Genomic DNA, 26872 nt, shown 5'->3' with positions numbered 1-26872 from the left:
GTGGCCGGGCGGGCCACCTTTGGCCACCCATTTTCTCCCTCTACCCTCCATGGGTTTGGTTGAATGCCCAACCGCGAACTTAGTCTGGCACGGTGCCGCGGCATAACCGTTGGACGTGGTCTTGTACTGGCCGCAACTACACAGCCCTATCGGCGTTATGCAATTGCGGGTACGAGGCCGGCGCTCCTGGACAATTTAGACGGCGGTGTGGGTGATGAAGCGTCGCATTGGGCGCATCTCCTCACTGGAGTATCGCGGGGCTCGGGGAGGCCATATTGGCGCCATCCGATCCGCGAAAATTATCGATGAACGTTTAAATAATATAGCATACTTGCCCTATTATTGTCAATAGGTCGCATCCCCGGGCTAAAGCCCGGGGCTTGTTCATTTAACTCTGCAAGTCAAGAAGTTACGTACCGGATTGAGATGATCGTATCGAGCCGTCTGGCATAACTATGCACTCAATGTAGCGATCGTATAGGGGTTGAGACAAACCACTAATAACGGGCTTGCCAGTGATATTGGTTTCGCCGAATAATGAACCAGAAACAGCATCCACGCTCATAATCCCAACTCTAAACCGGGCTGGATGAGCGCAGTAGGCCTCAACATTGATTATCGCGCTGGAGTCATTTGCGATGATTTTCGGCGAAACCCAGACATTTGGTACGGCTGGCACGGTTGTCGTGGTAACGGTCCCGATACCGTTCACGTAGCTTATTTGATAGCTTATATTGGGCACGGAGCGGGGAGGTGCCAGGTCAACCGACCACCACCAGTATTCAGGAGATGAGCCAGATTGAGGAACGTGCATAGGAAATGTGGGGGATGTGACAAATAGAGGCGACCTCCCCCAATTTGTCAGATCGTACACAACATGCGCTTTCACCAACAAAATGTTTTTGTCGGCGTCGATGGAATCGGACACCAGAACCATCCGATTAATTGCTGTGTCTCCTCCAGACGCTCGAAATCTTGCAAATAAAGTGTCGAACCCCCCAACGACATTCTCTGGAAGCGTGGATTGGTCTATGGAGTTGATTTTTAAGAATGCTTCCACTGCGGGTGGAGCGGCTGGCGCTGACTCTGGTGCGGACTCGGTAGTAACGGTGTTGATGGACCCTTCTTGAAGGTTCAGCCCTAGCTCGCTCAACCGCTGTAGTGTTTCTGGTCCGACTACCCCCGCCTCTTCAATGTCCTCTCTGTTTTGAAAGCGTTTGACTGCTTTTTCGGTAAGCGAGCCAAAGTATCCAGTTACTAGGCCCTCAGGGTAGATTTCGGGAAATTGAGAAAGAAATTTTTGTAAACTGGTCACGCGGTTTCCCGAAGCGCCTATGCCAAATTTTAAGGAAAAATCGGTAGATTCCTTAGTCGTATCGCTATTTGAAACGGCCACATCTGCAGAAGTTTTATATTTGTCGCTTGGTTGCGTAGAAATATCAGTCTTCAGGATATTTTTCGAAGTATCTACCGACGGAGCAAATGACGGCGCAGTGTCTAGAACTACACCCGGTGTTTGTGGGCCTTGCTGGGTCTGTGCCGAATCCTCGGCACTAAATTTGCGCAACATCAAATAACTGATTACTCCCACCGCAATGACTGCGACAACGACAAAAAAGGCCGTGAAAGTTGTCCTAAAGCCACTCTTATCGCTTTTCGCCATTGTGTCTATTTTTTTATATACTGACCAAACTTTTAACCGACTACATCACCACAAACATTTTTAGTAACGGCTGGTATAACTAAATGTTACCACAATCCTTAAAATCATTCCGAACTGTAAAGACACACAAACATAAACCACCACATGAAAGTGGTGGTTTATGTTTGTGGGCCAGGATGGACTCGAACCATCGCTCGCCGAGGTATAAGCTCGGTGCTTTAGCCACTAAGCTACTGGCCCAATTTAGCTCATTTTAGCCATAAAGTGGGCATTTTTCAATGCCTAGTTTAGAACGCCTAGATAGCTAGCGGCTTCAAATTAAAAGGCTTCAAAATCGCATAAAACTCTTCCTGCTCGAGCATTTCTTTTTCCACCAAAGTTTTTGCAATAACGTCCAAAACTTTCTTGCGGGTGCTGATTATCTTTTTAGCCAACTCGTGGGCTTTGTTTATAAAACCGCTGACTTCTTCATCAATCTCGGAAGCAACCTTTTCAGAATAGTTCTTTTCATGACTAATCTCTCGGCCCAAGAAAATTAATTCCTCGGTTTTCCCGAAAGTCATCGGCCCAAGCTTATCGCTCATTCCGTACTTGGTGACCAAGCGACGCGCTAACTCCGAGGCCTGCTTGAGATCATTAGAGGCGCCAGTGCTGATATCTCCGAATATTAATCTTTCGGCTACCTGCCCGCCAAGCATCGTCGCCAAGTCGGCCATAAATTGCTTTTTGGTTGTGAGGTGACTTTCTTCTAACGGCAATTTCAAAGTATAGCCGCCGGCGGAACCTCGGCTGATGATGGTCACTTTATGCACGGGGTCGGCATCCTTCAAGCTCGCCGCAACCAAAGCATGGCCAGCCTCATGATAGGCAGTAATCTGTTTATCTTTATCGGTTATTGCTCTGCCTTTACGTTCCGGACCAAGAATCACTTTTTCGATGGAGCCTAAAATATCCTGCTCGGTGATAAGACGTTGATTTTTGCGGGCGGCAAAAATTGCGGCTTCGTTCAACAAGTTAGCCAAATCGGCGCCGGAAAATCCGGGGGTACGGACGGCTACTTTGCGGAGCTCCACTCCTTTTTCTAGGGCCTTGCCCCGTGCATGAATCTTCAAAATTTCTTCCCGGTCATTAATATCAGGCATATCCAACACGACGCGCCGATCAAAGCGGCCGGGGCGCAATAAAGCTTTATCTAGAACATCCGGCCGGTTGGTGGCGGCAAGCACAATCAGTCGGGTATTCCGCTCAAAGCCATCCATCTCCACTAAGATCTGGTTTAAAGTCTGCTCCCGCTCATCATGGCCTCCGCCAATGCCCGATCCCCGCTCGCGTCCGATGGCATCGATTTCGTCGATAAACAAAATTGCCGGGGAAGCCTTCTTGGCGGTAGCGAAAGCGTCCCTAGTGCGGGAAGCTCCTACGCCAACAAACATCTCCACGAATTCAGAAGCGGAAATATGGAAGAATGGCACACCGGCCTCACCGGCTACGGCTCGGGCAAGCAACGTTTTGCCCGTGCCCGGTTGACCCATCAATAAAACTCCGCGGGGAATGCGCGCGCCGATTTCCAAATATTTTTTCGGATTCTTCAAAAAATCCACCACCTCTTCCAATTCCTGCTTGGACTCTTTCAGCCCGGCCACATCTTTAAAGGTGACACGATCTTTAAATGGAGTAGAAAGCCGGATGTTGGCGCGACCAAAAGTAAATGCTTGGGAGGCGCCTGATTTCGCCTGTCGGAACACAAACCAAAACATTGCCACTATGATAAGCAGAGGTAAAAGAGCCGGCAGTAAAATGCCGACCCAGAATTTAAAACCGGATTCGTCCTTCACTTCTAGGGCCACCAACTGCAAAGCTTTCTGATCTACCCCGACGTTCCTTAAAGTTTCTGATAGGCCGGCTTCATTTTCTTTTTGCCCGACTAACTTCACTCCGTCTTTCAGCTCAATATCCAAGCCACTGCCGGCAATAACTATCTTAGCTACCTCGCCTTTGTTTATTTTATTTACTAATTCATTAATGCTAACCCTCGCAGGCTCATCGGTGGGACTTAGAAAAAAAGAAAATGCCACCGAGATAACTAAGAGAGTGATAATTGCCCAGAAAATGTTCGAAGCGATGTTTTTCATATAGATTATTGCAGGCTTAAAAGATTTGTTCTAATATACTACATTATACCAATATGAAAAGCACACTCAAAATAATCTTCGTCGTTTTAGTAATTCTAGGCTTGGTCGGAAGTTACGTTTTGGCCGGAATACCGATTCGCCAACCTGCGCAAACCCCGAGTAATTTCGAAGGTCCGACTGGTGAACCGTCCACCAAGGGACCGTCCGAAGCCCCTCCGGTAAAATAGCGACTAGCTACTAGTGGTTAGTAATAGCCGATAATCAGCATCGTTCAAGTGGCACTATAGGTAGCCCAGAACCGGACTCTTGTGTTATACTCAAGTATTATATCGCAATGAATCCCAAAAAGAACCTGGCTATCAGCCTACGTCAACAAAATAAAAGCTACAACGAAATTAGCACAACTTTGGGAATTGCCAAAAGCACATTATCAGAATGGTTCAAAAATAACCGGGATTCAGAAAGAGTCAAACGACTACTTAGTAGGGCGAATAGCCCCCGGGTGGCTGAGAGAATCAAAAAGTTTGTTTCCACGAACAGAGAAAAATGGTTGAAGTGGCGCCAACAAGCCCGATTTGAAGCCGAATCAGAATTTCGGCAACAGGCATCAAAACCCCTCTTTATTGCCGGGCTGATGCTTTATTGGGGGGAGGGCGACAGCAAAACAAAAAACCCACTACGCCTGACAAATTCTAGCGCCGACATGATCGCGCTATACACTAAGTTCCTACATCGCGCGCTCAAAGTACCAAAAGAAAAAATTAGGGTCGGATTGATATTATATAAAGACATTTCTCAAAAACAGGCTGAAAAATTTTGGTCGGAAACCTCTGGATTGCCGCGAAATCAATTCTATAAAACTCAATACATAGTCGGCCGACACCCCACAAAACGGCTAGAAAATGGAATCTGTATGATAATCGTGAATAGTGCCTACCTTAAAGAAAAGGTCTTAAAATGGATTGATTTATTGGCAAAAACGATATAAGATTTTCATTGTCGCGGGTATAGTACAATGGTAGTACGTTTGGTTGCCAATCAAAATACACGGGTTCGATTCCCGTTACCCGCTCAATAGACGGTCTGTACATTCGAGGAAATTTGTATATAATAGGTGGCGGAACATTTCAGGAGGTCAAAGATGGGATGCATGGATTGGAGTCATGACAACAAGTGGTACGGTCCAACTAAAGAAGGGCTGAAGGCGGCAATCGTTGAGCGGAACATTATTGTTGCATTTCCGAGACTTTACGGCTCAACTGTTTATGTAAGACTGAAAACGCTGGAGCCGCATGACAGTCGCCATCACTTCAACTTTACCGGAGAAACAATCGACGGGAAAACGGTGAAGGGAGAGATCGGCTATTATCCCACAGAAGATGATCCGAGTATCACTATGGAAGTGTCCAGATGCAAACCTAAAGCCGTAAAGGCCTCTTAATTAAAAATCCTCCGCGAATGCGGAGGTTTTTGTTTAGAAAAATCTTGAGAGTACTACGAGGGCAAGTAACGAGCCTAGTAGTAAGGCGAGGCTCCATGCAAGGCGGCGGAAAATCTGTTCGCGATTCATAGTTGGCTGATGTCTCTTTTCCAGCGACCCGGATACCGCTTCTGAAACCGGCGCATCAAGTTGATGCACTTCAGGCTCTCCAAGTTAAAAATCTGCACGCCGTTACTTTTCAAAATATCCTCGGGGCCTTTGAAGGTCGTATTTTCTCCAACTACAACTATTTTGATACCCAGCATCAAAATAGTCCCGGAGCACATCCAACAGGGCGAAAGAGTGGTATAGAGAACCGCTCGCCGGAAATCAGCAGGCTTCAGCATCCCTACTTTCGGTCTGCGCAAACAAATCATCTCCGCGTGCGCAGTTGGGTCGTTCAACAAAAAACGCTTATTCCAACCGAACGCAATCATTGCATTATCAACCGTCAGGCAAGCGGCAATTGGCGGATGCCCTCTGGCTAAATTGAGTCTGGCAAAATAGGTCAGCCCGACCATTAGCTTGGAGTTAATCACTCGAGCTAGCTCCTTAAAGTTCTGCTGGGATATTAAGACAAAAAAGCGGCTTATACAAGCCGCCTACTTTCCTAATTTCCCAGATATCATCTTCTTCGCCGCCTCAAGAATTTGAACATGCAACTCATTAATACTCATAGCGCCGTCAAACTTCTCACCCTGAAAGCTTAAAACATAGGAGTCAAAGAATTTTCGGTATCCTGCCCGAACCTTTCTATGAAAATCGACGTTTTCCATTTCAAAACGGTCACGTTTCTTAGCATTGATGTTCCTCTGTAATCCAAGCGAAGGCTCCACGTCAATCCAGAATGTCATATCGGGCCTTAACCTATTAGTCGCTATGTTATTAATGAGCCAGAAATCATCAGGGCTACAAACTTGACGGGCGACGCACTGGTAGGCGAAAGTGGCAGCCTCAAAACGGTCGCTGATAACGACTACTCCCATTTGCAGAGCAGGTCGCACCTCCTTTTCAAGATGTTGGGCCCGATCAGCCTCAAACAAAAGCAGTTCGGCCAAGTTGGACATCTTCCCGCTATAGACCGGATTCAGAAGCAAGGCTCGGATATCTCGGCAAATCCCCTCATCTCCGCCGGGTTCTTTAGTAAGCAAAACTTCGTGCCCCATTTTCCGTAGCTCATCAGCCAACAATTTCGCCTGGGTGGTCTTGCCGCTCCCTTCGCCGCCTTCGAAAACTAGAAAAATGCCATTCTTTTGATTCATGGATTTATTTTACCTCAAAAAGCTAAGTACGATTGTACCTGATATAATCCGGGCTGTATATGAATATTAATCTCCCCCGCGACACTCAAATTTTATCTTTGAGAGTGAAGTTTTGAGGGCGCAGATGTAGACTCTACTTCTAGCCCGAGAAACAAAGCTATCAAGTAAAATTTGAGATGTCCCGAAGGGTTGTTGGCAAAATTCTTTATTTCTTTGTCAGCTCATCCTGGCAATAGAGTCTATGGCTCAAGATGCTCCTTCGCGAACTAAAGAATTTTGCCTAACAACGCGGCGAGAGCTAATATTCATATGCAGCCCCAATGAAAGTAAAAATTAAACGAATCGATAAGACCTTAGATTTACCCGCCTACAAAACTTCCGGAGCAGTGGCTTTAGATTGTTCCGCGCGCATTCCGGTAATCGTCGCGCCAAAAACATTGGCGATGGTGCCATTGAATGTCTGTATCAAACTGCCTGTCGGTCATTATGTTTTTCTTGCCGCACGCAGCTCACTCCCGAAGCGAGGTTTATTTATGGCGCACGGAGTTGGAATCGGCGATGAAGACTTCTGCGGCAATAATGATGAATACCACGCACCAATTTATAACTACACCGACCAACCAGTAAAAATAGAACGCGGAGATCGGATTGCCCAGATGATTATTAAACAATACGAGAAAGTGGAATGGGAGGAGGTAGACGACCTTGGAGGCGCGAACCGCGGCGGCTTCGGCACAACTGGAAAATAAAAATCCCGCCTATTGGCGGGATCTGATTATTTTCACTACTTCTTCTTTATTCGGCGACACCAGAATGCTTTCTTTCTTTTTCGCAAGCACTTCTTTCAGCCTTGAGGCGAGTTCCAAGCGGCGACCGGTCGCCTTCTCCCAGACTTCTTTGAATTTTCCGGCGTCAGCAGTGGAAAGTACAACCACCGGAGTCTTCCTGTATTCGTTGTGGCAAAGCTCATAGGCAACGCACAGCCCAACGGCAGTATGCGGATCGATATCCCGATTTTCGTATTGGCAGAATTCGGCCATTTTCTTTTCTACCTGCCGGTCGTCTACCATGCCCGTCCTCATGACTGCGCCGACTCGGCCCCGATCGTAATCGTGAAGATCCATAATTCGATCCCAATTGTCTGGCCTGCCGACATCCATCGCATTCGAGAGAGTCCGTACCGTCTTCTTGGGAGACATATTTCCGGTCACCAGATATTCCGGCACCGCGCAGTTACGATTTACCGCCGCCACAAACAATTCGGATGGCAGGCCCATCGCTCGGGCAAACAAACCGGCAGTCAGGTTGCCGAAATTTCCACTCGGCACCACGAAAATCGGCCTCCGTTTCACGCCGCCAAGCCGCAACATTGCCTCCGCCCAGAAATAGTAAGTCATCTGAGGAAGAAGCCGACCGATATTGATGGAGTTCGCTGAAGAAATAGGAATTTCCTTACGCAATATCTCGTCTTTGAGAATTTCTTTTGCCACTCGATGACAATCATCGAAATCACCGTCCACTTCCAGGGCGCAGACATTCCCGCCAAGCGTTGTCATCTGCTTTTCTTGGAGATTAGTCACCCTCTTGCTGGGATACAAGATAAAAACCTTGATTCCCGCAACGCCGGCAAACCCCGCCGCTACCGCGCCTCCCGTATCACCGGAGGTCGCAACGACAATATTCAACAGCTGACCAGGCTTCAAAGCCTGCGACATTGATCTCGCCATAAAACGCGCTCCAAAATCTTTGAAGGAAGCCGTCGGGCCCATCGTGAGATCTAGCAGATACAAATTATCTTTCAAATGACGCAAGGGCACCGGAAAAGAAAAGGCGCTTTGGCAAATCTCCACCAGACCTTCAGTTGGTACAAAATCCCGCAGGACTTCCGCGGCCATCTCCGGAAAACTTCCATCAGAAATCTTTCTCCTTGGAATCTCCTCCGGCATATACAAACCACCGTCAGGAGCCAATCCGCGCAATAGCGCCTCTTGGAAATCCACCAGCGGCGCCTGCCGTTCGGTGCTACGATATCGCATTTGGCCTCCTCTTTTTATCAGAGTCCGCCCTTCAAAGTTCTGGAAATATAATAGGCCAAACTAAACAATAAGACCAGCTACCGCATCACATACCTCTTCGGCAGATTTTGAGCCGCAATCTACAGTAAAATGCGCATATTTTTCGTAAAGCGGGCTACGCTCCGCAAAAACCCCCTCGAGCCCCCTTCCTCTCAGGCCAACTATTCCCCGCTGTTCAATTTGATCTCCGAGATTTTTCCGAATCACGTCAATCGGCGTTGAAAGATAAATAGCTACGGTCTCCTGACGCAATTTTTCCATTGCCGCCGGCGAATACACGATACTGCCACCCGGCGCGAAAACGGTTTTTTCTAAATTTAAAGTGGCGGTATAAAATTCTTCAAGGCGAACGAGTTCTTTATCTCCTTTTTCCAAAATAATCTGAGTGTGGGTTTTGCCTTCACGGTCTCGGATTAAATTATCTAAGTCAACAAAAGAAAAACCAATCTTTTCGGCTAGCAGCCGACCGATGGTCGATTTTCCGGAGCCCGGCATACCGATCAAAGTTATCCCACGAACTACTTCCAAGATTTTAAATATCCCTTCTTATACAAAAGCTCAGCATTTAAAATCGCCACTCCCGCAGCTCCACGGATTGTATTGTGCCCAAGTACTACCATTTTAAATCCCAAAATTGGATCCTCGCGCAGTCTGCCGACTGATACCGACATCCCACCCTCGCGATCTCGGTCTAAGCGAGTTTGCGGACGGAAGCTGTCTTCGTGGTAAAAAAGCGGATGCTCCGGAGCGCTAGGAAGTTTCAATTTCTGCGGCTCGGCTTTGAAATTTTTTATTAAACGCTTAATCTCTCCTAACTTCGCCGGTTTTCTAGTACTGAATGAAACGGTTAAAAAATGCCCATCTTTCGTCGGCACCCGATTGCAATGAGCGGAAATCTTTATATTTGCCAATTTGAACCCAGACTTCTTTAACTCTCCCAGCAATTTCAAAGGCTCCCATTCCACTTTCGGCTCTTCGCCGCCGATCTGTGGGATTACATTATCTAAAATATCCAAAGAAGGAACGCCCGGATAACCGGCGCCGGAAATCGCCTGCATGGAAGTGACCAACACCTTACTGACTCCGAACTTTTGATGAATCGGCTTCAACGCCATCGCCAACGGAACCGCCACACAATTAGGATTAGTCACTATAAAACCCTTCCATTTACGCCGTGCCTGCTGAACGGGAATTACGGCAATATGGTCAGCATTAACCTCCGGAACTAAAAGCGGAACATCCGGCTCGGTACGATAATTTTTCGTATTAGAAATCACCGGATAGCCGGCAACCGCAAAAGCCTTCTCGATTTCTCCGGCGACATTCGCGTCTAAACCGGAAAACACAAAATCGCATTTCAAATTCGCCTTGGAGGCATCTTGCACAACCATCGCCCGAACCGACTCCGGAATATCTACTTCCTGCTTCCATCTCCCCGCCACTGCTTCTTCATATTTTTTCCCGGCTGATTCTTTTGAGGCTGCCACAGCAGATACCTCAAACCACGGATGATTTTGTAAAAGCACAATAAACTTCTGCCCAACCGTACCGGTAGCTCCCAAGATACCAACCTTCAATTTCTTAATTTGTTTTTCCATTTTTAATCCTTAGAATTCCGTTCAGTACCGCTGCTGCCGTAACCTCCGCTCCAGCGCCCGCGCCACGAATCACCAGCGGATTTTTATAATACTTTGTGTAAATAGCGAAGACATTGTCGGCCCCGGACAAACTAGCCAGAGGGTTGCCCATTGGAACTTCCTTCAAAGATGCCGCCATTCTTCCGTTTTGAACCGTCGCCACATACCGTAAAACTGACTTCTTCGCTTTTGCCTTCTTAATCCGCCCGGCGAAATAGCTATCGGGCTTCACTAGGTTCTCTAATTTTACCTCGGCAAGCTCTGCTGGCAAGCCGGTTTCTCGGGCAAGGATCAAAAGCTTCCTTCCTACATCCTGTCCGCTCAGATCCTCTTTCGGATCCGGCTCGGTATAACCCAAAGCCTTAGCTTGGGCCACTAAATCGCTGAATTTTCTTTTACCGTCGAAATTATTGAATAAATAACTCAAAGTGCCGGAGAATACTCCTTCGATCTTCTTGATTTGGTCTCCTGCGGCTAACAAATTTTTAATTGTCGAAATCACTGGCAAGCCGGCTCCTACGTTGGCATCATAGTGGAAAGATTTTTGATGTGTCGCCAATAAAGAACGCAAATTAGTGTATTCTTTATGGCTAGAGACATTGAATTTCTTATTGGGCGTGACTATATGAAAACCCGACTTCACCAACTGCGGATACATTTTGGCGATCTTCTCGCTGGCGGTGCAATCCACAAAAACTTTTTCACCCCCCATCACCGCCGCCTCCGCGATGAATTTCGAAAGGTCAGTCTTCTCACCGGCTCTCACGGACTTCTTCCAATTCCTTAAATCAATACCCTTTTCGCTCAAATACATCTTCTCAACATCGGCGATCCCACAAATCTTCAGTTGTAAGTCGTTAGTTGTAAGTTGTAAGTTGATTTGTTTGAGTAATTCCCCTCCGACCACTCCTGTGCCGACTAAAAATATCTTCAACTCTCCGACGTTTTCAAAAAATTCCCGGTGCAACGCCCGGATCGCGGCCGTTTTATCGCCTTCATTAACCACACAAGATATGTTCCGCTCTGAGCCGCCCTGCGCGATGGCGGAAACATTTATCTTCGCCGCGCCAAGCGCGGCGAAAACACGACCCACTATTCCTGGCGTTCCCCTCATATTATCTCCGACTACCGCCACAATACTCTGACTATCTCTCCTCTCGACTGCCACCTTCCCGCGCCGCACCTCGTTTTCAAATTCTTTTTTTATAGCATTCACCGCCCGATCGGCCTCAAAATTCCTAACTGCTAAACAAATAGTGTGCTCGGAGGATGCTTGGGCGATTAAGACCACGTTGGCCTTGGCTTCAGAAACTGCGCGAAAGACTCGCTCGGCAGTCCCCGGAACACCGGCCAAATCTGTGCCACCTACATTGATTAAACTCATTCCATCAATTGCCGAAACATTCTTTACAATCTTTCCATCCTTAGCCGCCGACCCAATGATGACTGTGCCGGGATGCTTCGGATTGAAAGTGTTTTTAATCAAAACCGGAATATTTTTCTTAATAGCGGGCAACATTGTCGCCGGATGAACCACCTTAGCCCCGAAATAAGCCATTTCAAAAGCCTCCTCGTAGCTGACCTGGGGAAGAGTAGCGGCAGATTTCACTATTCTAGGATCGGCCGTCATAATTCCATCGGCGTCGGTCCAGATCTCCACCACGTCCACGCCCAAGGCCACGCCAAAAATTGCCCCGCTATAATCGGAGCCGCCTCGGCCCAGCGTAGTGGTCTTGCCCGCAGAATCGGAGCTAATAAAGCCGGTGATAACGGGAACAACAACTGACGACTGACGACTGACGACGAGTTTGGAAAAAAACTTTTTGATATTGCGATTGGTCGCGGTGAAATCTACGGCGGCATTTTGAAAATTGGAATCGGTTTTTACTAATTCACGGGAATCTACGGCAATACTAAGAGTTTTCTTATTTAAATAAGAGGCGACCAACTGCGAAGAGAGGCGCTCGCCAAAACTGGCGACAAGATCCAAGGCCATCGGCGATGCGTCGCCCAAAAGCTTGATACCCTTGATGACCAGCTCCAGCTCATTGAGCAATTCCATCGGCGCCGGCACTTTTAGCTCTTTGGCGGCCGCCAGATGCTTTTCTTTCACAAAATCAAAATCCAAAGCCAGCAACTTGTCGGTCACTCCCTGCATAGCGGAAACCACCACGGCAACCCCGCCTTTTGTGGGCTTGCCCTGAGCCTGCCGAAGGGCGTCCAAGACAATTTTGGCGACGTTCCTTATCCGCTCGGCCGAGCCGACGGAAGAACCGCCAAATTTCATTATCCGCGCAAATTTTCCGCCTTTATTCATAACGGCCTTACTATAGAGGATTTTCGCGCTTTTATCCAGAGATCTTTTGTGTGATTCTTTTCGTGACGAAACTTCCAGATTTTAGGCGAGGCAAAGTAAAAATTACGAAGGAATATATAAATTATATTTCAAGAAATTTCTACAAAGCCGTAGCCAAAATATGGAAATTGCAGTAGAAAAGTAATTACACAAGAGGTCTCAAGTATCGAAATAGTGGCGCTTGCCTGCTTTTACGGTGGCTCCGGATGGGACTATCCCATTAGGGTCGGAGACTTTTTTGCCATTTATCTCCACGCCTCCCTGCTCTATCAAGCGACGAGCTTCGCTCCTGCTGGAAACTATATTGACTACACTAATCGCATCGAGAATTGATTTTCCCGCCAAGTCCTTGCGCTTAGGCCGATCCGCCGGCGCCTCGCCATGCGAAACCACCCGAATAAATTCCTGTTCCGCCTTTTCTGCTTCTTTCTCGCTGTGATATTGCGTCACTATCAGCTTTGCCAAACGAAGCTTTGCCTCGCGCGGGTCGGGTAGGGTGCGCTCTTGGCTGGTGCAAAGCTTGTAATACTGCTCCAGCAACTTATCGGGAATTGACATCACTTTGCCAAACATCATATCCGGCGCTTCAGTAATGCCGATATAGTTACCCAGGGACTTGGACATTTTCTTTTCTCCATCGGTGCCAACCAAAAGCGGAAAGGTGATCACATCCTGCTCGGGCAAACCCATATGACGCTGGAGATCGCGGCCTGCGAGCATATTAAACCGCTGATCGGTGCCGCCAACTTCTACATCGGCTTTCACCATGATTGAATCATAGGCCTGCATCATCGGATAAACTTGTTCGTGCGAATAGACCTCTACCCCCTCTTTGATGCGTTTAGTGAAATCGTCTCTCTCCAAAATTCGTTGAGTGGTAAATTTTGCCATTAACTCCAGCACGTCGGCAAACCTCATTTTTTTGAACCACTTACTGTTGTATTGGACTTCCGTTTTGCGCAAGTTCAAAATCTTTCCAACTTGCTTGAAATAAGTCTTGGCATTTACCTTAATCTCTTTGTCGGTTAGCGATGGGCGAGTTTTGGAGCGGCCCGACGGGTCGCCAATCTTGGCGGTGTAATCCCCGATGATCAAAACGATCTGATGCCCGGCATCTTGGAACTCTTTCAGCTTTCGCAGAACTACGGCATGGCCCAAATGAAGGTCGGGCGCGGTCGGATCAGCGCCGAACTTAATCCGTAACTTTTTACCGGTCCGCCGGCTGGCGGATAAAGCCTCCTCCAGATGCTCCTTCACGATTACGTCCTCTATCCCGCGAGTTAAAAGATTTTCATTCATTCCTTTTATTCTAACTGAAAAGAAAAACCCCCGCAAAACGCAGGGGGCTGAAAATTTACCATCCTCTCTTTTTTATCTGCCACATCCGATAATACTGAACCGTCATTGGGACGGTCATAAAAAGCAGCAATCCCGAAATGAGGCTCCCCATCAAAAGACCGAGCACGTTGCCAAGCGTCATCACCGCTCCACAAACCATCATCACCAAACACCAAGTCGCATTCGGTTCCTCGCCCTTCATATAATGAATCGCGTAGCCAATCAGGAAAACTACGAACGCCACGGTAAAAATCGACATTCCGAACATCTGACCTCCTCTTTCCTTGTAAACTTCAATCGCAATGCTGGCTAGATAATAGAATGCAAAATGTCTAATGTCAAATTAGACTGAGTGGAGCTTCTTTGGCTTATCCGAAACCCCACAGCAGGCGGGCTAGGTGGTTTTTATATAATTTGGAGCGAACGCGACATAAAAACCCCGCCGTTGCGAGGACAAGGAAATTTTTCGCTGGGATAAAATTTCCGGGTTGAGGGAAGCTAAAGAAGTTAACCTTATTTCTTGCTCTTAATTATCTCATCTACTACCCCGTAAGCCTTCGCTTCTTCCGCACTCATGAAATAATCTCTGTCGGTGTCTTTTTCAATCTTCGCCAATGTCTGACCGGTATGCTTGGCGAGAATGTGATTCAAGCGATCCTTAATCTTCAAAATATGCTTAGCGGCAATCTCTACCTCCACGGCTTGGCCTTCAGCGCCTCCCATCACCTGATGCAACATTATTTCCGAATTAGGCAAAGAAATACGCTTTCCCTTTTTTCCGGCCGCCAGCAAAACTGCCCCCATGGAAGCCGCCATACCAACACAAATCGTGGAAACGTCGGGCTTCACGTATTGCATAGTGTCGTAGATTGCCAAACCGGCAGTCACCGAACCTCCCGGGCTGTTGATATAAAGCTTAATATCTTTCTTCGGATCTTCATGCTCCAAGTGCAAAAGCTGGGCAATGACTACATTAGCCAAGCCGTCATTAATCTGACCGCCCAAGAAAATAATGCGCTCTTTCAATAGCTTGGAGTAAATATCAAAAGCTCGCTCGCCTCCCGGGACGCGCTCAATGACTGTCGGTATCAAATAATCGTTTCTTATTTCTCTTTTGTCGTTAGTCATTTGTCGTTAGTTTTGGCCTATTGTTTCTCTAGGAATGCGTAAACTTTCTCATTCAGAAGCACACCATAATTATAGTTGTAATCCCCCTCTTCTCCAACCTCTTCCGGAGTAGGCTCCAACTTCTCATCTTGGGCAATCTTATAAATTATTAGGTTGCTCATCACGTTATGGCCGGCGCGCTCGTGTAGTTCTTTGTGAATCTGCTCGTCGGTTTTACCAGAAGCCTTCAGCATCGCGGCAAGCTGCTTGGCCATACTCGCCTCTGTTTTCTCCACCATAATCAAAGGCAAATCAATTTCCGAAGCTTTGATTATTTCTTCCAGCATTTTCAAACGTAGCCTGTCCCGCTCCTTGAATTGCTTCTCCATCAAAATTCCTTCATTCACGTTTTTCTTCAACTCCTCAAGGGTTTGGAATTTCCCGACTGTTTTTGCAAACTCATCATTCAATTCCGGGACCTTCTCGCCTTCTTTGCGGGACTGGCGAAGCCACTCCAAAGTTTTTTCCAATTCACCGGCCTCAACTGAAACTTCTTTTTTCTCACTCACTACCTTATTGGCGATTTTTTTATAATTGCCGAGTTTAATCTCCGGAAAAACAGTCAGGGTAGCTTTATATTTAATCCCCAACTTCGCCTCTTCTACCTCCACCTTCGGGGCATCAATTAAAGTCCATTCTTTGTCTTTGGAAATTTCATCTAAACTCCAACGGATTGCCGCCTGCGCGGACTGATTAAAAACTGCTTCTTTGTCCACTCCTTGATCAGCCATTTCTTTAGGCGCGGCACCCGGGCGGAAGCCTTTCACTTGCACTGAAGCCAGCGCCTTGTCATAAGCGCTTTTATAATACGGCAAAAATTCCTCCTGCTCTAAGGTAACTTCCACCACTATTTGCGAACCTGTAACTTTTTTAAAACTGGACTTCATTGAATTAAGTTATTTGTTAATTATTAATAATTTATATAAGGTCCCCTTCTGGTTTTATCCAGAAGGGGCTTTTTCCGACTCGTCAGAAGAAGAAATCCCTTCCTTGATACGACCTTCGAATTCCTTTACGAAATCCTTGTGCCCAGAGCAGAGAGGAATGTAGTGCCCGTCAATCACTAGAAGTGGCGGGCGGGCATCTTCCTTTTCTGTATCTTTGCGGTCAAATGCCCGGCAGACAACGCACGCCTCCGGAATTCCGGCTTCTTCTTCCGGAACAATCTCGTCGTAATAATCACGCCGGCGAATGTGGAATTGAACATCTCCGGTAACCTCTTGATCGATGAATTTCCGTATTGCCCAAACGGCATCGGCTATTCCGCAGTCCTCCATTTGCAAACGGTTTACTCTCAGGAGTTTTCCCAACGCCACACAAATTACAAAACTCACCCCTAAGAACAACAGCGCGAGGACTCCGAGCCCGCCCCAAAAGGACATAGACAACTCCTTAAAGTGCTGAAGAACCAAGGAATTATAGCAGGAAATCCCTCACATAGCAAGCTATGTGAGGGACAAGTCGGATTTCTTTAAAGAAGCGGAACAATCAAAAGCGCTACGATGCTGATGACTTTAATAAGCGGGTTAATTGCCGGACCGGCGGTGTCTTTATACGGATCGCCCACGGTATCTCCGGTAACAGCGGCCTTGTGCCACTCAGTACCCTTAGCTCCTGCGGATTCAATATACTTTTTCGCGTTATCCCAAGCGGCTCCTCCGGAAGTCATTGATAAGGCCACGAACAAACCGGATACAATCGCTCCGATCAACAGGCCACCCAAAGCGGCGGGGCCCAAAGTGAAACCGACAATTAAGACAGCGGCAATCGGCAAAATCGCCGGCACAATCATTTTTCCAAGAGCAGCTTTTGTAACGATATCCACGGCACGGGCATAGTCCGGCTTACCGGTTCCATCCATAATTCCCGGAATTTCCCGGAATTGACGACGGATTTCTTCAACGACTGCCCCTGCCGCCTCTCCAACTGCGCGCATCGCAATCGAACCAAACAAAAAAGGAATGGCGGCGCCCAAGAATAAGCCGACCACCACAAATGGATCCTGCAATTCAAAAACCACATCTTTCGCTACCGCTGAAAGCTCTTCCACATAACCAGCAAACAAAACCAAAGCGGCTAATCCGGCCGAAGCAATGGCATAGCCTTTAGTCACCGCTTTCGTGGTGTTGCCCACCGCGTCCAAAGCATCGGTAATTTCACGAACTTCCTGCGGAGCTTTAGACATTTCGGCGATGCCACCGGCGTTATCAGTAATCGGACCAAAGGAATCAATCGCCACTACGATTCCGGCGACCGACAACATGGCGGTTGCCGCCAAAGCGATGCCGTAAAGTCCGGCCAAGGAGAAGGCCGCCAAAATTCCGCCAACAATAATCAAAATCGGCAAGGCAGTAGACTCCATCCCGACCGAAAGACCCATAATAATATTCGTGCCATGACCGGAGCGGGAAGCTTCGGCGATAGATTTAACGGGGCGATAATTCTTAGCGGTGTAATAATCAGTAACCACCACCATCAGAATCGTAACTACCAAACCAACCACGGTCGCGAAGAAAATGTTCAAAGTGTTTTCGGGAAAATAAACACTCGAGGCCCAATAGAAAAGACCGGCGGAAATAACTAAGGCGGAAATCAAAGATTTATACAAAGCCCCCATTATGGATTTACTCTTTCCGAGTTTTGCGAATAATCCGCCTAAAATTGAAGCAACGATTGCTAATCCGCCCAGCACCAACGGGAAGGCCAGCTGGCCACCGGACAAAGTAAGCGCCCCAATCAACATCGCGGCGGTCAAAGTGACCGCATAGGTTTCAAAAAGGTCGGCGGCCATACCGGCGCAGTCACCAACATTGTCGCCCACGTTATCAGCGATTACTCCGGGATTCCGAGGATCATCTTCGGGAATTCCTGCTTCTACCTTACCAACCAAGTCGGTACCAACGTCGGCGGCTTTAGTAAAAATTCCACCACCCAAGCGGGCGAAAATAGAGATCAAGCTAGCGCCGAAGCCCAAGCCAATCAAAGATTTCGGATCTCCGGTCAGGAAATAAAATCCCGCTACAGAAAGCAGACCGAGAGCGACTACCATATATCCGGTTACCGAACCGGCTTTGAATGCCAAAGATAAAGCCGCTCCCAAGCCTTTGTGAGCTGCCTCTGCTGTTTTGGAATTAGAGCGCACCGAAACATTCATACCGATATAACCGGCCACCGAAGAAGCTACCGCTCCAATCAAAAATCCGATGGCGGTGGTCTGCCCAAGAGCCAGCCACAAAATCACAAATACCGGCAACGCCACCCAAGCAATAGTTTTATATTGACGGTTGAGATAAGCGGCCGAGCCTTCTTGAATCGCCAAAGAAATAGCGCGCATCTGATCGTTTCCGGAAGGCTGCTTTTTCAGCCACAGCATAATGTAGGCGCTGTAAGCGATGGCTACTGCTACCGGAGTGAATATTAAGTAATACAGGTTCATAGTTATAAGTTATTGGTTATTAGTTCTTTAGTAATTAAGCCTCTATTTTTGCATCACCTTCACCAACTGCCTTTTCGGCCTCTACGACTTCAGCGACTCCTCCTTCCGGAGCAACCTCCGGCTTTTCCGCCGAACGGACATCGATTTTCCATCCGGTCAGTTTAGCGGCCAAGCGGACGTTCTGCCCGCCCTTGCCGATTGCCAGACTTAGCTGATCCTCCGGAATAAAAACTTTCGCGGCGCGATTCTGTAAAATCTGCACCTCCTTCACTTTCGCCGGAGACAGAGAATTAGTGATGAATTTTGCCGGATCTTCGGACCATTCCACGATGTCTAATTTTTCCTGACCCAATTCATTACTCACCGCCATCACTCTAGTTCCCCTCTGACCAACACAGGAACCTACCGGATCCACACCATCTACTTTAGAAATAACGGCAATCTTGGTGCGGCTCCCCGGCTCACGGGCCAAAGCTTTAATCTCAATAACGCCGTCGTTAATTTCCGGAACCTCCATGGCAAAAAGTTTGGCCACGAATTTCGGATGGGCCCTCGATAAAATAATTCCCGGAGTTTTTGCGTCGGCCTGAACTGCCGTCACATAAAACCTCATCCGCTCTCCGGCGCGATAATGTTCGCCCGGAATAGTTTCGTTGAAAAAAAGCACGCCGACGGTGCGGCCAAGATCGATATAAACATTGCCGCGGTCAAAGCGTTGCACAACGCCGCTCACAATTTCACCTTCTTTGGTTTTAAATTCGCCCAAAATAGCGTCCCGCTCCGCTTCGCGAAGTCTTTGCAAAATAACCTGCTTGGCAGTTTGCGCGGCAATACGGCCGAAATCTTCCTTGGTCACCAAGGCGAACTCCAATTCATCGCCAACCTTAGAGCCATCTTTAATTTTCTGAGCATCGGCAACCAAAATATGCCGGTCTTCATTATATCTGGGCAATAAAATCTCGCCCTGGGCGCCAACCTCCTCCCGCCCAGCTTCAACTGGACGAGGCTCGCCCCCTTCGGGGGCGGCTCCTTCTTCAACGAACCTGACCGTAGTCTCATCAACAACGGTTTTTACCTGCCAAAATTTCATATCTCCGGTTTTGATATCAAATTTGCATTTAATCAGCTCGCCCTTCTGGCAATATTCCTTTTTATACGCGGCGGCGATCGATGACTCGATGGCCTCCAATATCTTGGCCGAATCAATTCCTTTTTCTTCCGCAATTTGGTCGACCGCCCGCTTCAATGTTTTGAGATCGAAAAGCATTTTTTTATTTTTATTATTTTGGACTTTTTATAAAGATTGGCCGCTCGGAGAGCGACCAATCAGTGAATAAATTCATTATAATCTAACTATTTCAAATAGTCAAGGCTTTAGAATCTCATCACACAACTTCTGACTGATGAATCCATACTTGGCGAGCAGTTTCAGCTTCTTCCCGTATCTCGGGTCCTCATCCAGCTCGCCGGCAGCCTTCAGGCGGCGCAGCGCGGAATCTCGGCCGGTCTTGTAGCAGTAAGCGTCACTGGTCATCTCCGCGACATCCTCCCAGTAACTCTTGCTCGAGTAGTAAGAGACCATTCCGTAGCCGGGATAATCATCCGGCTTACCATAACGGTAATCCTTCCCTTTCCCGTAAACATCACCAGCAATTCTCCGCCACTCGCTGCAGAAACCACAGGAGCAAACATGACTACGGCAGCCTCGGGCAAAATGATGCGCGTGCGCCACTTCATGAAAAACCGTGTCGGCCGCATTGACGGAATAATCCAGAAACAGGATGTGGCCGCTCGGCGTACAATAAGCGCTACAATCTTCGCACTTGGAATGATCTTTTGTTACCTCGACAGAGTGAATAGCCGAAACGGGGTCGGGCTCCATATCATCCAAAATCCTATCCAACTTATCTACCACCTCCTGTGTCACGTCGCCACGAACCGTGAATCCATGACGAGACTCCAGCGCTACAGGCGGAGCCACGGGAACAGCAGCGCAGCCGGCAACTGCAAAAAGGATCAAAGCGCACGACAAGCGCGTCAGTGAAGTATTCACTGCAGGCTCTCCTTATCTAAGTTCTAGATTTAATTGTATTCCCAGTTCTGCAAAAGTAAATAAGATAAAAAAATCTCCCCAGTGGGGGAGATTTTGATTATTTAAAATGCGGGAACCGATACCTTTTGATAAAATCTTTCATCTTCTTCAGCTCACGCCAGATGTCTTCCAAAATGGCAGCTTCAGTTTTCCCGTCCGCTGGGCGGCCCACAAACAAGATGCAGGAAATGTGACCATGCTTTCCCTGATGCCTTCGTATACGGCCCAGTTTTCTTAGTGTTATCCGGTTTTTCAGCTTTGGGGGAAGTGCATCCGGCAGAGGCAAAATGACCCCGACCGTATTAGCATCATCAGAAGTCTTCACCTGTACCGGCAAAGCCAGCGGGAAAAACTGGAGAGTGCCGTCAGCGTCTTTAAATTTAAAATAGATAAGGAAGTCCACTCCGTCTTGGTCGAGTTGATGATTGTGGGTGGCCCTCATTAACTTCAGCTGATTGGGCCGTTTTTTCAGGCACTTATCCATCAAATCTTCCGAGACGTTGAACGCTTCCACTGTGGCTCCTCATGAAGTAGAAGGTGTCGAGTAACTAAAGACAGGCTACAACGTTTCGTTTAGCTTTTCAATTCTTCTAGTATCGGGATGAAACTCCAACTCGTCGTCTCCATATATAATGCGGGGCTTGTAGCCGGGCGGGTCGTTCTTCAATCCCCGCTCGATTCGCTCTATCTGAATTTTCCGAAGAACTTTTTCCAGAAGAATTCCCATCTGACCGGATAGTAATTTTTCCAAGAAGATTCTCAAGAAAGCGCGGCGGCTCCGATTATGGCGTAAATCGTCCACGAAACTTACAGGCACCCCGACCCAATCATTGTTGGCGGAAAAAAACTTATTCACTGTCTCCACGGAGCCAAAAAGAGGAACAATGTTTTGATAAAGCTTCTTCCAATAGGCATCATGCGGACCAGACAACCGATAGGCCCGCTCGGTCACAAAATGATTCAGGCAAATCTTATCCGCCGCCGCTTCTTTGTGGCTTAATTTTTTTCTCCGCCAGCCGAAAATTCCAAAAGCCAGCACCGCAAAAAATCTGGCGGTAAAAATCCGCCCGAGCCTGGCGCCGACGATTACGTCAAAATCTGATTGCGGACCCACATTTCCTACCGCCATCGAGCCGGCCGCCAGAGCTAAATCAACAAATGGAATAAACCGGAAAAGCCGGGCACGATTTAAAAACTTTTGCCATTTTTCATCATGTAAAACCTGTTGTCGCCTTTTTGCGATTAGTTCTTGCATCCACTTAACTTTATTACAAAAACAAAAAACCGCCGAATGGCGGTTGAAAAAATTACTTCTTTACGCACAAGAACCGACAACCGGATTCCCAGTAGTCACTGGTCGAGCCAACATAAATCTTGCGGCGCTTCATCGCCTTCTCGCACTCATCGCCATAGAGATAAGCGTGATAACCGCTGGTATCTTTGATGGCCACAATCGGCCGCCGCATCTGCTCCTCTGGATAGTTTATGCCGAGGCACAAAATTTCACGTACGCCTCTGGGCTTGAAACCAAGCTCATCAATCATCCTTCTCGCGTCATCGCCCTTCAGATCGGTGTCGCAAACCAGAAGCCAAGCATCATCAGCGCGAACTTCCCGTACCGCATCTTCTCCAGCCAGAATTACTGTTTCGCGGGGAAACGCCGAAAATGGGATATTGAAATTAAAAAGATCATACTTACCCTGCTCAAAAAGTTCTTCAGCGGAAGTCGTCAACTTTACCTGATTCATCATCGGACCGCTCTCGATTTTCATCTGAGGCATACAATCTCCTTATGTATAAAGTGCCAAGGAAAAGTTTAGAACAGCCCCTCTTTTTCTTCAATAGCGGGAGCTTCCACTAATTGCGGCTCAACCTCCATCCCTTTATCGGTAATTTTCAACACATCCTTATCTATCTTCCCGAATTCTTTGTAGGCGTGGTTATACATGCTCACCGTAGTTCCCAGATTCTTGCCGATTTTTCCGAAATAATCTTCATAAGTAATCAGATGCTTTCTCAAGTTATCCACCTGTTTAATAATATGCTTCGCCTCTTCGGAAATTTTCTGATTACGAAGCCCCTGCAAAACTGTTTGCAGATAAGCGAGGAAAGAAGTCGGCGACACGATAATCACTTTTTTCTGAAAGGCATAAGCAATCAGATTTTTATCTTCTGCGCTGGAACCAACTTTATTGATAAGCAAATCATAATAAATCGCCTCCGATGGAATAAACATGAAAGCAAAATCCATCGTGTCTTCCGTTGGCTTCACATATTTAGAAGTCTCATCAATGCGCATTTTAATATCCCCCACAAAAGCTGCCTCGTGTTTTTTCTTTTCCGAAGGATCGGTTGCCGCCGCGAAGCGATTATAATTTTCTAAACTGAATTTAGAATCTACCGGAATAATTCGTTTATCCACGAATACCACCGCGTCCACAATTACGCCGTCTTTAAACGAGTATTGCATTTGATAAGAACCCGGCGGTAATACATTCTTTAAAACTGTTTCCAAGAAATATTCTCCTAAAATGCCGCGTTGTTTCGGATTGGTGAGCGTATCTTGAAGTTTTTTAATCTGCTCATTCATCGCCAGTGTCTGACGGGAAGTCTCCTCCACCACAGCGAGTTTGGCATTCACATCGCCAAATAATTTGGCGCTTGCGCCCGACTGGTTCTGCATGGCGCGGTTAGATTCGCTCAACCTCGTATCCAAAACCCTCCCAATCTCGTGAATCTGATTCTGAAGCATCGACATGCTCTGGTCAGGCGCCTTCTCTTTTGGCTTGAGGGCAACATAAAGAACGACAAACCCGGCAACTAGAACGGCGATAATGATTCCAATAGAGACGAAGTCCATATGCTTACTATACACCGAAGACCGCCGACTGGACAAAAACAAAGATTTGAGCTATTATCTATTCGGTTTCATTGAAAGGAAGAGTTGTGGCCAAGAAAAAGCCAAAAATGACAATGGCGCAGTTCATGAAGGAACTGGCGAAGCACAAAGGTAAGTTTAAGATCGTAAAAAGCTGGAGCTCTATTGGTTGTCGCTACAGCTCAAACTTGCGTGCAGGATGTAATCCTGGCTCGGCCTGCCCAATAACGAAAGTCTATGCAAGCCGCTGCGGTAAACCGGTTGGCTGCAGGCGCTATTTAGAAGCCGCCAAAAAGATGGGCATTAGCCAATGGACCGCCGATACGATTGCTAGAGCTGCGGATGCGCCCGAAACCTCCTATGACCTGGAAATCCGCAAGCAAATGCTCGAAGTTCTCAATCTGAAAGAAATTGCCTAAGGTACAAACAAAACCCCTCGCTAGACGAGGGGTTTTTCATTTCCCATCAACAACTCCGCAGGTTGTTGATTCGAACTTTGCCATCATCGAAACCCGAGCGAGCTTAATCGGCTAGGAGGTTTTTGTATAATATATCTTTAACAAAAACCCGATTAGCGCGAGCGTTAAGTGGAGTTTGCCGTAGGAGCAAACGGAACGGGTTGAGGGAGGGGAAAGTTCGAATCAACAAAAAAAGCCCCTTTCGTTGAAGAGCAAATCGAGCAGGTCTGCAATTCAGTCAGAAGGATTATGTGCGTAGACCTCACATCCACATACCTAATCCTTTCAACCAACGCAGGGCAATTAAATGCACTACTCAATCCGCTCCCCGATGATCAGGGCCGTTTTTGTTGTGTAATTAGAATAATACCAAACCGAGGAGTGAGAATGCTATACCAGACTGTGGACAACCGAAGACAGCACGAAGATCCCGACAAAGTTGGCTAGATACGACAACCCGGCGAATATTGTGGGCCGAACCCCGGAAGCGCCCATTAAAGCGAGGCCCAGCTCGTCCGGCAAAGGCGAGGCGATTGCTAAAAAACCGACTATTCCCATGCCCAGCCGTACCAGCGGTAGATGGGAAAATCTTCGCACCCGAGAAAGATGATAATGCCGAAGCACCTCTTCAACGTCCCCCTCTTCCCTTTTCACGATTGTCATCAAAATCAGATCGGCGATAGTAGCCGCTACCGCGCCCACCAGCGCCACCAACAAAGGAGAACTACCCACCGACAATTCGGCTAAAGCCACGGTAGCGGGAGCAATGGTCAACGCGGAAGTATAGAAAAATCCAGCGATAAAGATTCCGATCAATTGGAACCCGCCTGATAATTCCAAAAGCCGCTCAAAAACGCCAAGGCGCGACAATAAAATTGCCGCGCCTATACTTACCGCTAAAACCAAAAGGTGTTTTAGAAGTTGGCTTTGCTTCAAATCTTTAAAGGGTGCCTAATTCAGCTTCTATATCCTTGAATTCGGCATCCAAATCTCCCAGGTCTACTCCATTCAATTCCGCATTAATGGCGGAGCTATTATCATCGGAAAGCGGGGCTGCTTCTTCCTTAACGGAATTCCAATACCAGAATCCCAATACGATAAGCGCTACTGCCACTAAGATCAAAACTAGATTTTTTTTCATTGTAATTTGTTTTTAATGCTTTTATTGAGTATTAGTGCTTGCGCTGACGCTCGCCTCAACTTCTACGTCTACCCTAGGAATCTGCGCCAAAGTAACAGCTGCTTTACGGACAGCTTCATGCGCAGCCTTCACCACATCATGAACTTTCCTAAGATCCGCCTTCAAAGCATCGTGAGCGGCTTTCACAGCAGCGCGCAATTCAACTTCGGTGGTAACAGTAATCGTATAGGTCTTCGCGGCCTGCGCTTTTACTGCGGCATCTGCCGTAGCAATCGCGGCCTCAGCGGCATCAATTGCAGTTCGCACGGCAGCTACATCAAGACCACGCTCCGCGGCCTTATCGGCGCGGCTGATAATCCTCTCTACGGCCTTACTCAACTTTTCCAAAACATTCAGATAATGGTCGGTGCGATTCTTGTTGATTTCATCCAAGCGACGATCCATTTTCTCCACAGTTTCTTTCTTTTTCTCATCTCGAACTACCTTCAAACGCTCTTTCAGCTGTTCGCGCTTGGCCTCTATTTGAGCTTTCATACTCTCACGCTTAACCTCTATTTCTGCGCGCAAAGTTTCACGCTTCATTTTAAGCTCTTCTGCCACTACCTCCCTCCTAGCCTTCAAATCAACTTGAAGATTAGCCCGCATCTCTTGAGTTTCCTCGCCAACGGCCTTAAGTAATCTGATCGGCGCGTACTGACGCTTGCCCGTCGCCTGTCCGCTGGCCGAATCTCTCGGAGCCTTAACCTGAAATTCAGCTTTTACTTCTGTCCCCGTCTGCGTTCTCTTTCCCGTGGCCTGACCGGAAGCTGCGTCACGCGCCGCCTTAACTTCGCGCGCTTCACGCGCGGCTCTTTCTTGCAAAGCCTTAACCTGCATTTCTAAATCTGACTTAAGATCGCGAATGTCCGCTTTGACTTCCGCTCTTACCCCGACATTGACAGCCGCGCCCACTTCTTCTCCACGAACCAAAGCCGGGGCAACCATTGCCGCCACCAAACTGAAACTGACAATTATTTTTTTAATCATTTTTTTATTTTTTATTTTCGACTTGTCCCATACATAACTCCACTCCTTTATGTGTGGGGACCTTTTTATAATATGAAGTATACTCAACTCTTCAGAAATTCCAAAATCTTCGCGGTGGCCTGTGGCAAGAAATCTGTGCCATGCCCGCCGGTAGCGAAGACAGCCAACTCCCGGCCGACTCCTTCCGGAACAGCTTCTATAAGCCTCTTATTAACTGACGCATTACTCCCCCCACTTCTTACATCGTCTTCACTCGCAAACATTAACAACTTCTGGTCAGATTGGAGCTTCGCCAACATCGGCAAGATATGAATTCCGCGGTAACTCTCCCCCGCAGAAAGCGCCACCGCAGATTTGATCTCCGGATGCTCCGATAAATACCAAATGCAGAGGTTTGATCCGACTGATGCGCCGGCTAAAGTAATTTTTTCGGATTCTGCGCCTTGGGTTTTCAAAAAATCCAGCGCCGCCTCCAGATCTTTAATGCTTTGCTGATGTTCTTCGTCGGCAAAGGCGTTGTATCCCTGCGGACCGGCATCGGACTGCCCGTGACCGCGGAGATCGATGGCGATACTCGAGAAATTTTCTTTCTGCACCGCTTCCGCAAACTCTTTCCATGATTCTTTCGTCGCCGGCATCATATGAACCAAAACTAAATATCCCGCCGGTGTTTTGGCGGGATACCAGTCATAGGCGATATTCACTCCATCAGAGGTCTTAAGCTGCATCGT

Annotated in this window: 29 protein-coding genes and 2 tRNA genes; 6 read left to right on the top strand and 25 right to left on the bottom strand. The window is 47.6% G+C overall.

Going from position 1 to position 26872, the window contains the following annotated elements:
- Window positions 1-409: 409 nt before the first annotated feature.
- The 3 genes from Q7S83_03045 to ftsH form a co-directional block, all read right to left on the bottom strand.
- Window positions 410-1663 carry a peptidoglycan-binding domain-containing protein gene (locus Q7S83_03045; protein ID MDO8467091.1) on the bottom strand — a complete coding sequence of 418 codons (1254 nt, stop codon included), beginning with the start codon at window positions 1661-1663 and terminating at the stop codon, window positions 410-412.
- 167 nt (window positions 1664-1830) lie between these two features.
- Window positions 1831-1903: transfer RNA gene (locus Q7S83_03040), tRNA-Ile, on the bottom strand.
- A 56-nt stretch (window positions 1904-1959) separates the two neighbouring features.
- Window positions 1960-3795: an ATP-dependent zinc metalloprotease FtsH gene (ftsH, locus tag Q7S83_03035; GenBank protein ID MDO8467090.1), complete on the bottom strand. Its 1836-nt coding sequence runs from the start codon at window positions 3793-3795 to the stop codon at window positions 1960-1962.
- Window positions 3796-3848: 53 nt separating this feature from the next.
- Between ftsH and Q7S83_03030 the strand changes: the two genes are divergently transcribed.
- From Q7S83_03030 to Q7S83_03015, 4 genes are all read left to right on the top strand, one after another.
- The gene (locus Q7S83_03030; GenBank protein MDO8467089.1) at window positions 3849-4022 is read left to right on the top strand and encodes a hypothetical protein; all 174 of its coding nucleotides are present in this window, start codon (window positions 3849-3851) and stop codon (window positions 4020-4022) included.
- 107 nt (window positions 4023-4129) lie between these two features.
- Entirely contained in the window at window positions 4130-4783 is a 654-nt protein-coding gene (locus Q7S83_03025; GenBank protein MDO8467088.1) for a hypothetical protein, read from the top strand.
- A 13-nt stretch (window positions 4784-4796) separates the two neighbouring features.
- A tRNA-Gly gene (locus Q7S83_03020) sits at window positions 4797-4867 on the top strand.
- Between the two features lie 78 nt (window positions 4868-4945).
- Window positions 4946-5236: a hypothetical protein gene (locus Q7S83_03015; GenBank protein MDO8467087.1), complete on the top strand. Its 291-nt coding sequence runs from the start codon at window positions 4946-4948 to the stop codon at window positions 5234-5236.
- 125 nt (window positions 5237-5361) lie between these two features.
- Here Q7S83_03015 and Q7S83_03010 read toward each other — a convergent pair whose 3' ends face one another.
- Window positions 5362-5814 carry a nucleoside deaminase gene (locus tag Q7S83_03010; GenBank protein MDO8467086.1) on the bottom strand — a complete coding sequence of 151 codons (453 nt, stop codon included), beginning with the start codon at window positions 5812-5814 and terminating at the stop codon, window positions 5362-5364.
- 63 nt (window positions 5815-5877) lie between these two features.
- Entirely contained in the window at window positions 5878-6537 is a 660-nt protein-coding gene (gene tmk / locus Q7S83_03005) for a dTMP kinase (GenBank protein ID MDO8467085.1), read from the bottom strand.
- 320 nt (window positions 6538-6857) lie between these two features.
- Here tmk and Q7S83_03000 point away from each other — a divergent pair, with 320 nt between their 5' ends.
- On the top strand, window positions 6858-7286 hold the full coding sequence (locus Q7S83_03000) for a dUTP diphosphatase (GenBank protein ID MDO8467084.1): 429 nt from the start codon (window positions 6858-6860) through the stop codon (window positions 7284-7286).
- Between the two features lie 9 nt (window positions 7287-7295).
- On the opposite strand, the gene thrC is transcribed toward Q7S83_03000, so the two are convergent.
- The 16 genes from thrC to Q7S83_02920 all read right to left on the bottom strand — a co-directional run bounded on the left by thrC (window position 7296) and on the right by Q7S83_02920 (window position 23498).
- Window positions 7296-8573 carry a threonine synthase gene (thrC, locus tag Q7S83_02995; protein ID MDO8467083.1) on the bottom strand — a complete coding sequence of 426 codons (1278 nt, stop codon included), beginning with the start codon at window positions 8571-8573 and terminating at the stop codon, window positions 7296-7298.
- A 60-nt stretch (window positions 8574-8633) separates the two neighbouring features.
- Window positions 8634-9107, bottom strand: coding sequence for a shikimate kinase (locus tag Q7S83_02990; GenBank protein MDO8467082.1), 474 nt, complete (start codon window positions 9105-9107; stop codon window positions 8634-8636).
- Window positions 9108-9130: 23 nt separating this feature from the next.
- Window positions 9131-10198, bottom strand: a complete 1068-nt coding sequence (gene asd / locus Q7S83_02985; GenBank protein ID MDO8467081.1) for an aspartate-semialdehyde dehydrogenase — start codon at window positions 10196-10198, stop codon at window positions 9131-9133.
- On the bottom strand, window positions 10194-12566 hold the full coding sequence (thrA, locus tag Q7S83_02980; GenBank protein MDO8467080.1) for a bifunctional aspartate kinase/homoserine dehydrogenase I: 2373 nt from the start codon (window positions 12564-12566) through the stop codon (window positions 10194-10196). Before thrA ends, asd begins: the two co-directional genes overlap by 5 nt.
- A gap of 198 nt (window positions 12567-12764) precedes the next feature.
- On the bottom strand, window positions 12765-13904 hold the full coding sequence (gene tyrS, locus Q7S83_02975) for a tyrosine--tRNA ligase (GenBank protein ID MDO8467079.1): 1140 nt from the start codon (window positions 13902-13904) through the stop codon (window positions 12765-12767).
- A 55-nt stretch (window positions 13905-13959) separates the two neighbouring features.
- Window positions 13960-14202: a hypothetical protein gene (locus Q7S83_02970; protein ID MDO8467078.1), complete on the bottom strand. Its 243-nt coding sequence runs from the start codon at window positions 14200-14202 to the stop codon at window positions 13960-13962.
- Between the two features lie 254 nt (window positions 14203-14456).
- Window positions 14457-15071, bottom strand: coding sequence for an ATP-dependent Clp endopeptidase proteolytic subunit ClpP (gene clpP, locus Q7S83_02965; protein ID MDO8467077.1), 615 nt, complete (start codon window positions 15069-15071; stop codon window positions 14457-14459).
- A 17-nt stretch (window positions 15072-15088) separates the two neighbouring features.
- Window positions 15089-15997 (bottom strand): trigger factor, encoded by a 909-nt coding sequence (locus tag Q7S83_02960; protein ID MDO8467076.1) that lies wholly within the window; start codon window positions 15995-15997, stop codon window positions 15089-15091.
- Between the two features lie 54 nt (window positions 15998-16051).
- Entirely contained in the window at window positions 16052-16492 is a 441-nt protein-coding gene (locus Q7S83_02955) for a hypothetical protein (GenBank protein ID MDO8467075.1), read from the bottom strand.
- 89 nt (window positions 16493-16581) lie between these two features.
- Complete coding sequence (locus Q7S83_02950; protein ID MDO8467074.1) at window positions 16582-18546, bottom strand: sodium-translocating pyrophosphatase; 1965 nt, start codon at window positions 18544-18546, stop codon at window positions 16582-16584.
- A 34-nt stretch (window positions 18547-18580) separates the two neighbouring features.
- Window positions 18581-19813 carry a transcription termination factor NusA gene (gene nusA / locus Q7S83_02945; protein ID MDO8467073.1) on the bottom strand — a complete coding sequence of 411 codons (1233 nt, stop codon included), beginning with the start codon at window positions 19811-19813 and terminating at the stop codon, window positions 18581-18583.
- A gap of 99 nt (window positions 19814-19912) precedes the next feature.
- Window positions 19913-20599, bottom strand: a complete 687-nt coding sequence (locus Q7S83_02940) for a hypothetical protein (GenBank protein ID MDO8467072.1) — start codon at window positions 20597-20599, stop codon at window positions 19913-19915.
- Between the two features lie 97 nt (window positions 20600-20696).
- The gene (locus Q7S83_02935) at window positions 20697-21152 is read right to left on the bottom strand and encodes a hypothetical protein (protein MDO8467071.1); all 456 of its coding nucleotides are present in this window, start codon (window positions 21150-21152) and stop codon (window positions 20697-20699) included.
- Between the two features lie 45 nt (window positions 21153-21197).
- Window positions 21198-21893 carry a hypothetical protein gene (locus tag Q7S83_02930; GenBank protein ID MDO8467070.1) on the bottom strand — a complete coding sequence of 232 codons (696 nt, stop codon included), beginning with the start codon at window positions 21891-21893 and terminating at the stop codon, window positions 21198-21200.
- A 52-nt stretch (window positions 21894-21945) separates the two neighbouring features.
- Window positions 21946-22410, bottom strand: coding sequence for a hypothetical protein (locus Q7S83_02925; GenBank protein MDO8467069.1), 465 nt, complete (start codon window positions 22408-22410; stop codon window positions 21946-21948).
- 44 nt (window positions 22411-22454) lie between these two features.
- Window positions 22455-23498 (bottom strand): DNA recombination protein RmuC, encoded by a 1044-nt coding sequence (locus tag Q7S83_02920; protein MDO8467068.1) that lies wholly within the window; start codon window positions 23496-23498, stop codon window positions 22455-22457.
- A gap of 86 nt (window positions 23499-23584) precedes the next feature.
- On the opposite strand from Q7S83_02920, the gene Q7S83_02915 reads away from it, so the two are divergent.
- Window positions 23585-23935: a hypothetical protein gene (locus Q7S83_02915; protein MDO8467067.1), complete on the top strand. Its 351-nt coding sequence runs from the start codon at window positions 23585-23587 to the stop codon at window positions 23933-23935.
- A 429-nt stretch (window positions 23936-24364) separates the two neighbouring features.
- Here the strand turns inward: Q7S83_02915 and Q7S83_02910 are convergent, their stop codons facing one another.
- The 4 genes from Q7S83_02910 to Q7S83_02895 form a co-directional block, all read right to left on the bottom strand.
- A complete protein-coding gene (locus Q7S83_02910; GenBank protein ID MDO8467066.1) occupies window positions 24365-24910 on the bottom strand; it encodes a hypothetical protein in 546 nt (181 codons plus the stop codon).
- Window positions 24911-24914: 4 nt separating this feature from the next.
- A complete protein-coding gene (locus Q7S83_02905; GenBank protein ID MDO8467065.1) occupies window positions 24915-25115 on the bottom strand; it encodes a hypothetical protein in 201 nt (66 codons plus the stop codon).
- Window positions 25116-25136: 21 nt separating this feature from the next.
- Window positions 25137-26141 (bottom strand): hypothetical protein, encoded by a 1005-nt coding sequence (locus Q7S83_02900; protein ID MDO8467064.1) that lies wholly within the window; start codon window positions 26139-26141, stop codon window positions 25137-25139.
- An 83-nt stretch (window positions 26142-26224) separates the two neighbouring features.
- Window positions 26225-26869, bottom strand: a complete 645-nt coding sequence (locus Q7S83_02895; GenBank protein ID MDO8467063.1) for an alpha/beta fold hydrolase — start codon at window positions 26867-26869, stop codon at window positions 26225-26227.
- Window positions 26870-26872: the final 3 nt, after the last annotated feature.

This window comes from bacterium (assembly GCA_030646995.1).
Classification (GTDB): Bacteria; Patescibacteriota; Minisyncoccia; order UBA6257; family WO2-44-18; genus JAUSKF01.
This window is presented reverse-complemented; position numbering and strand designations above follow the sequence as displayed.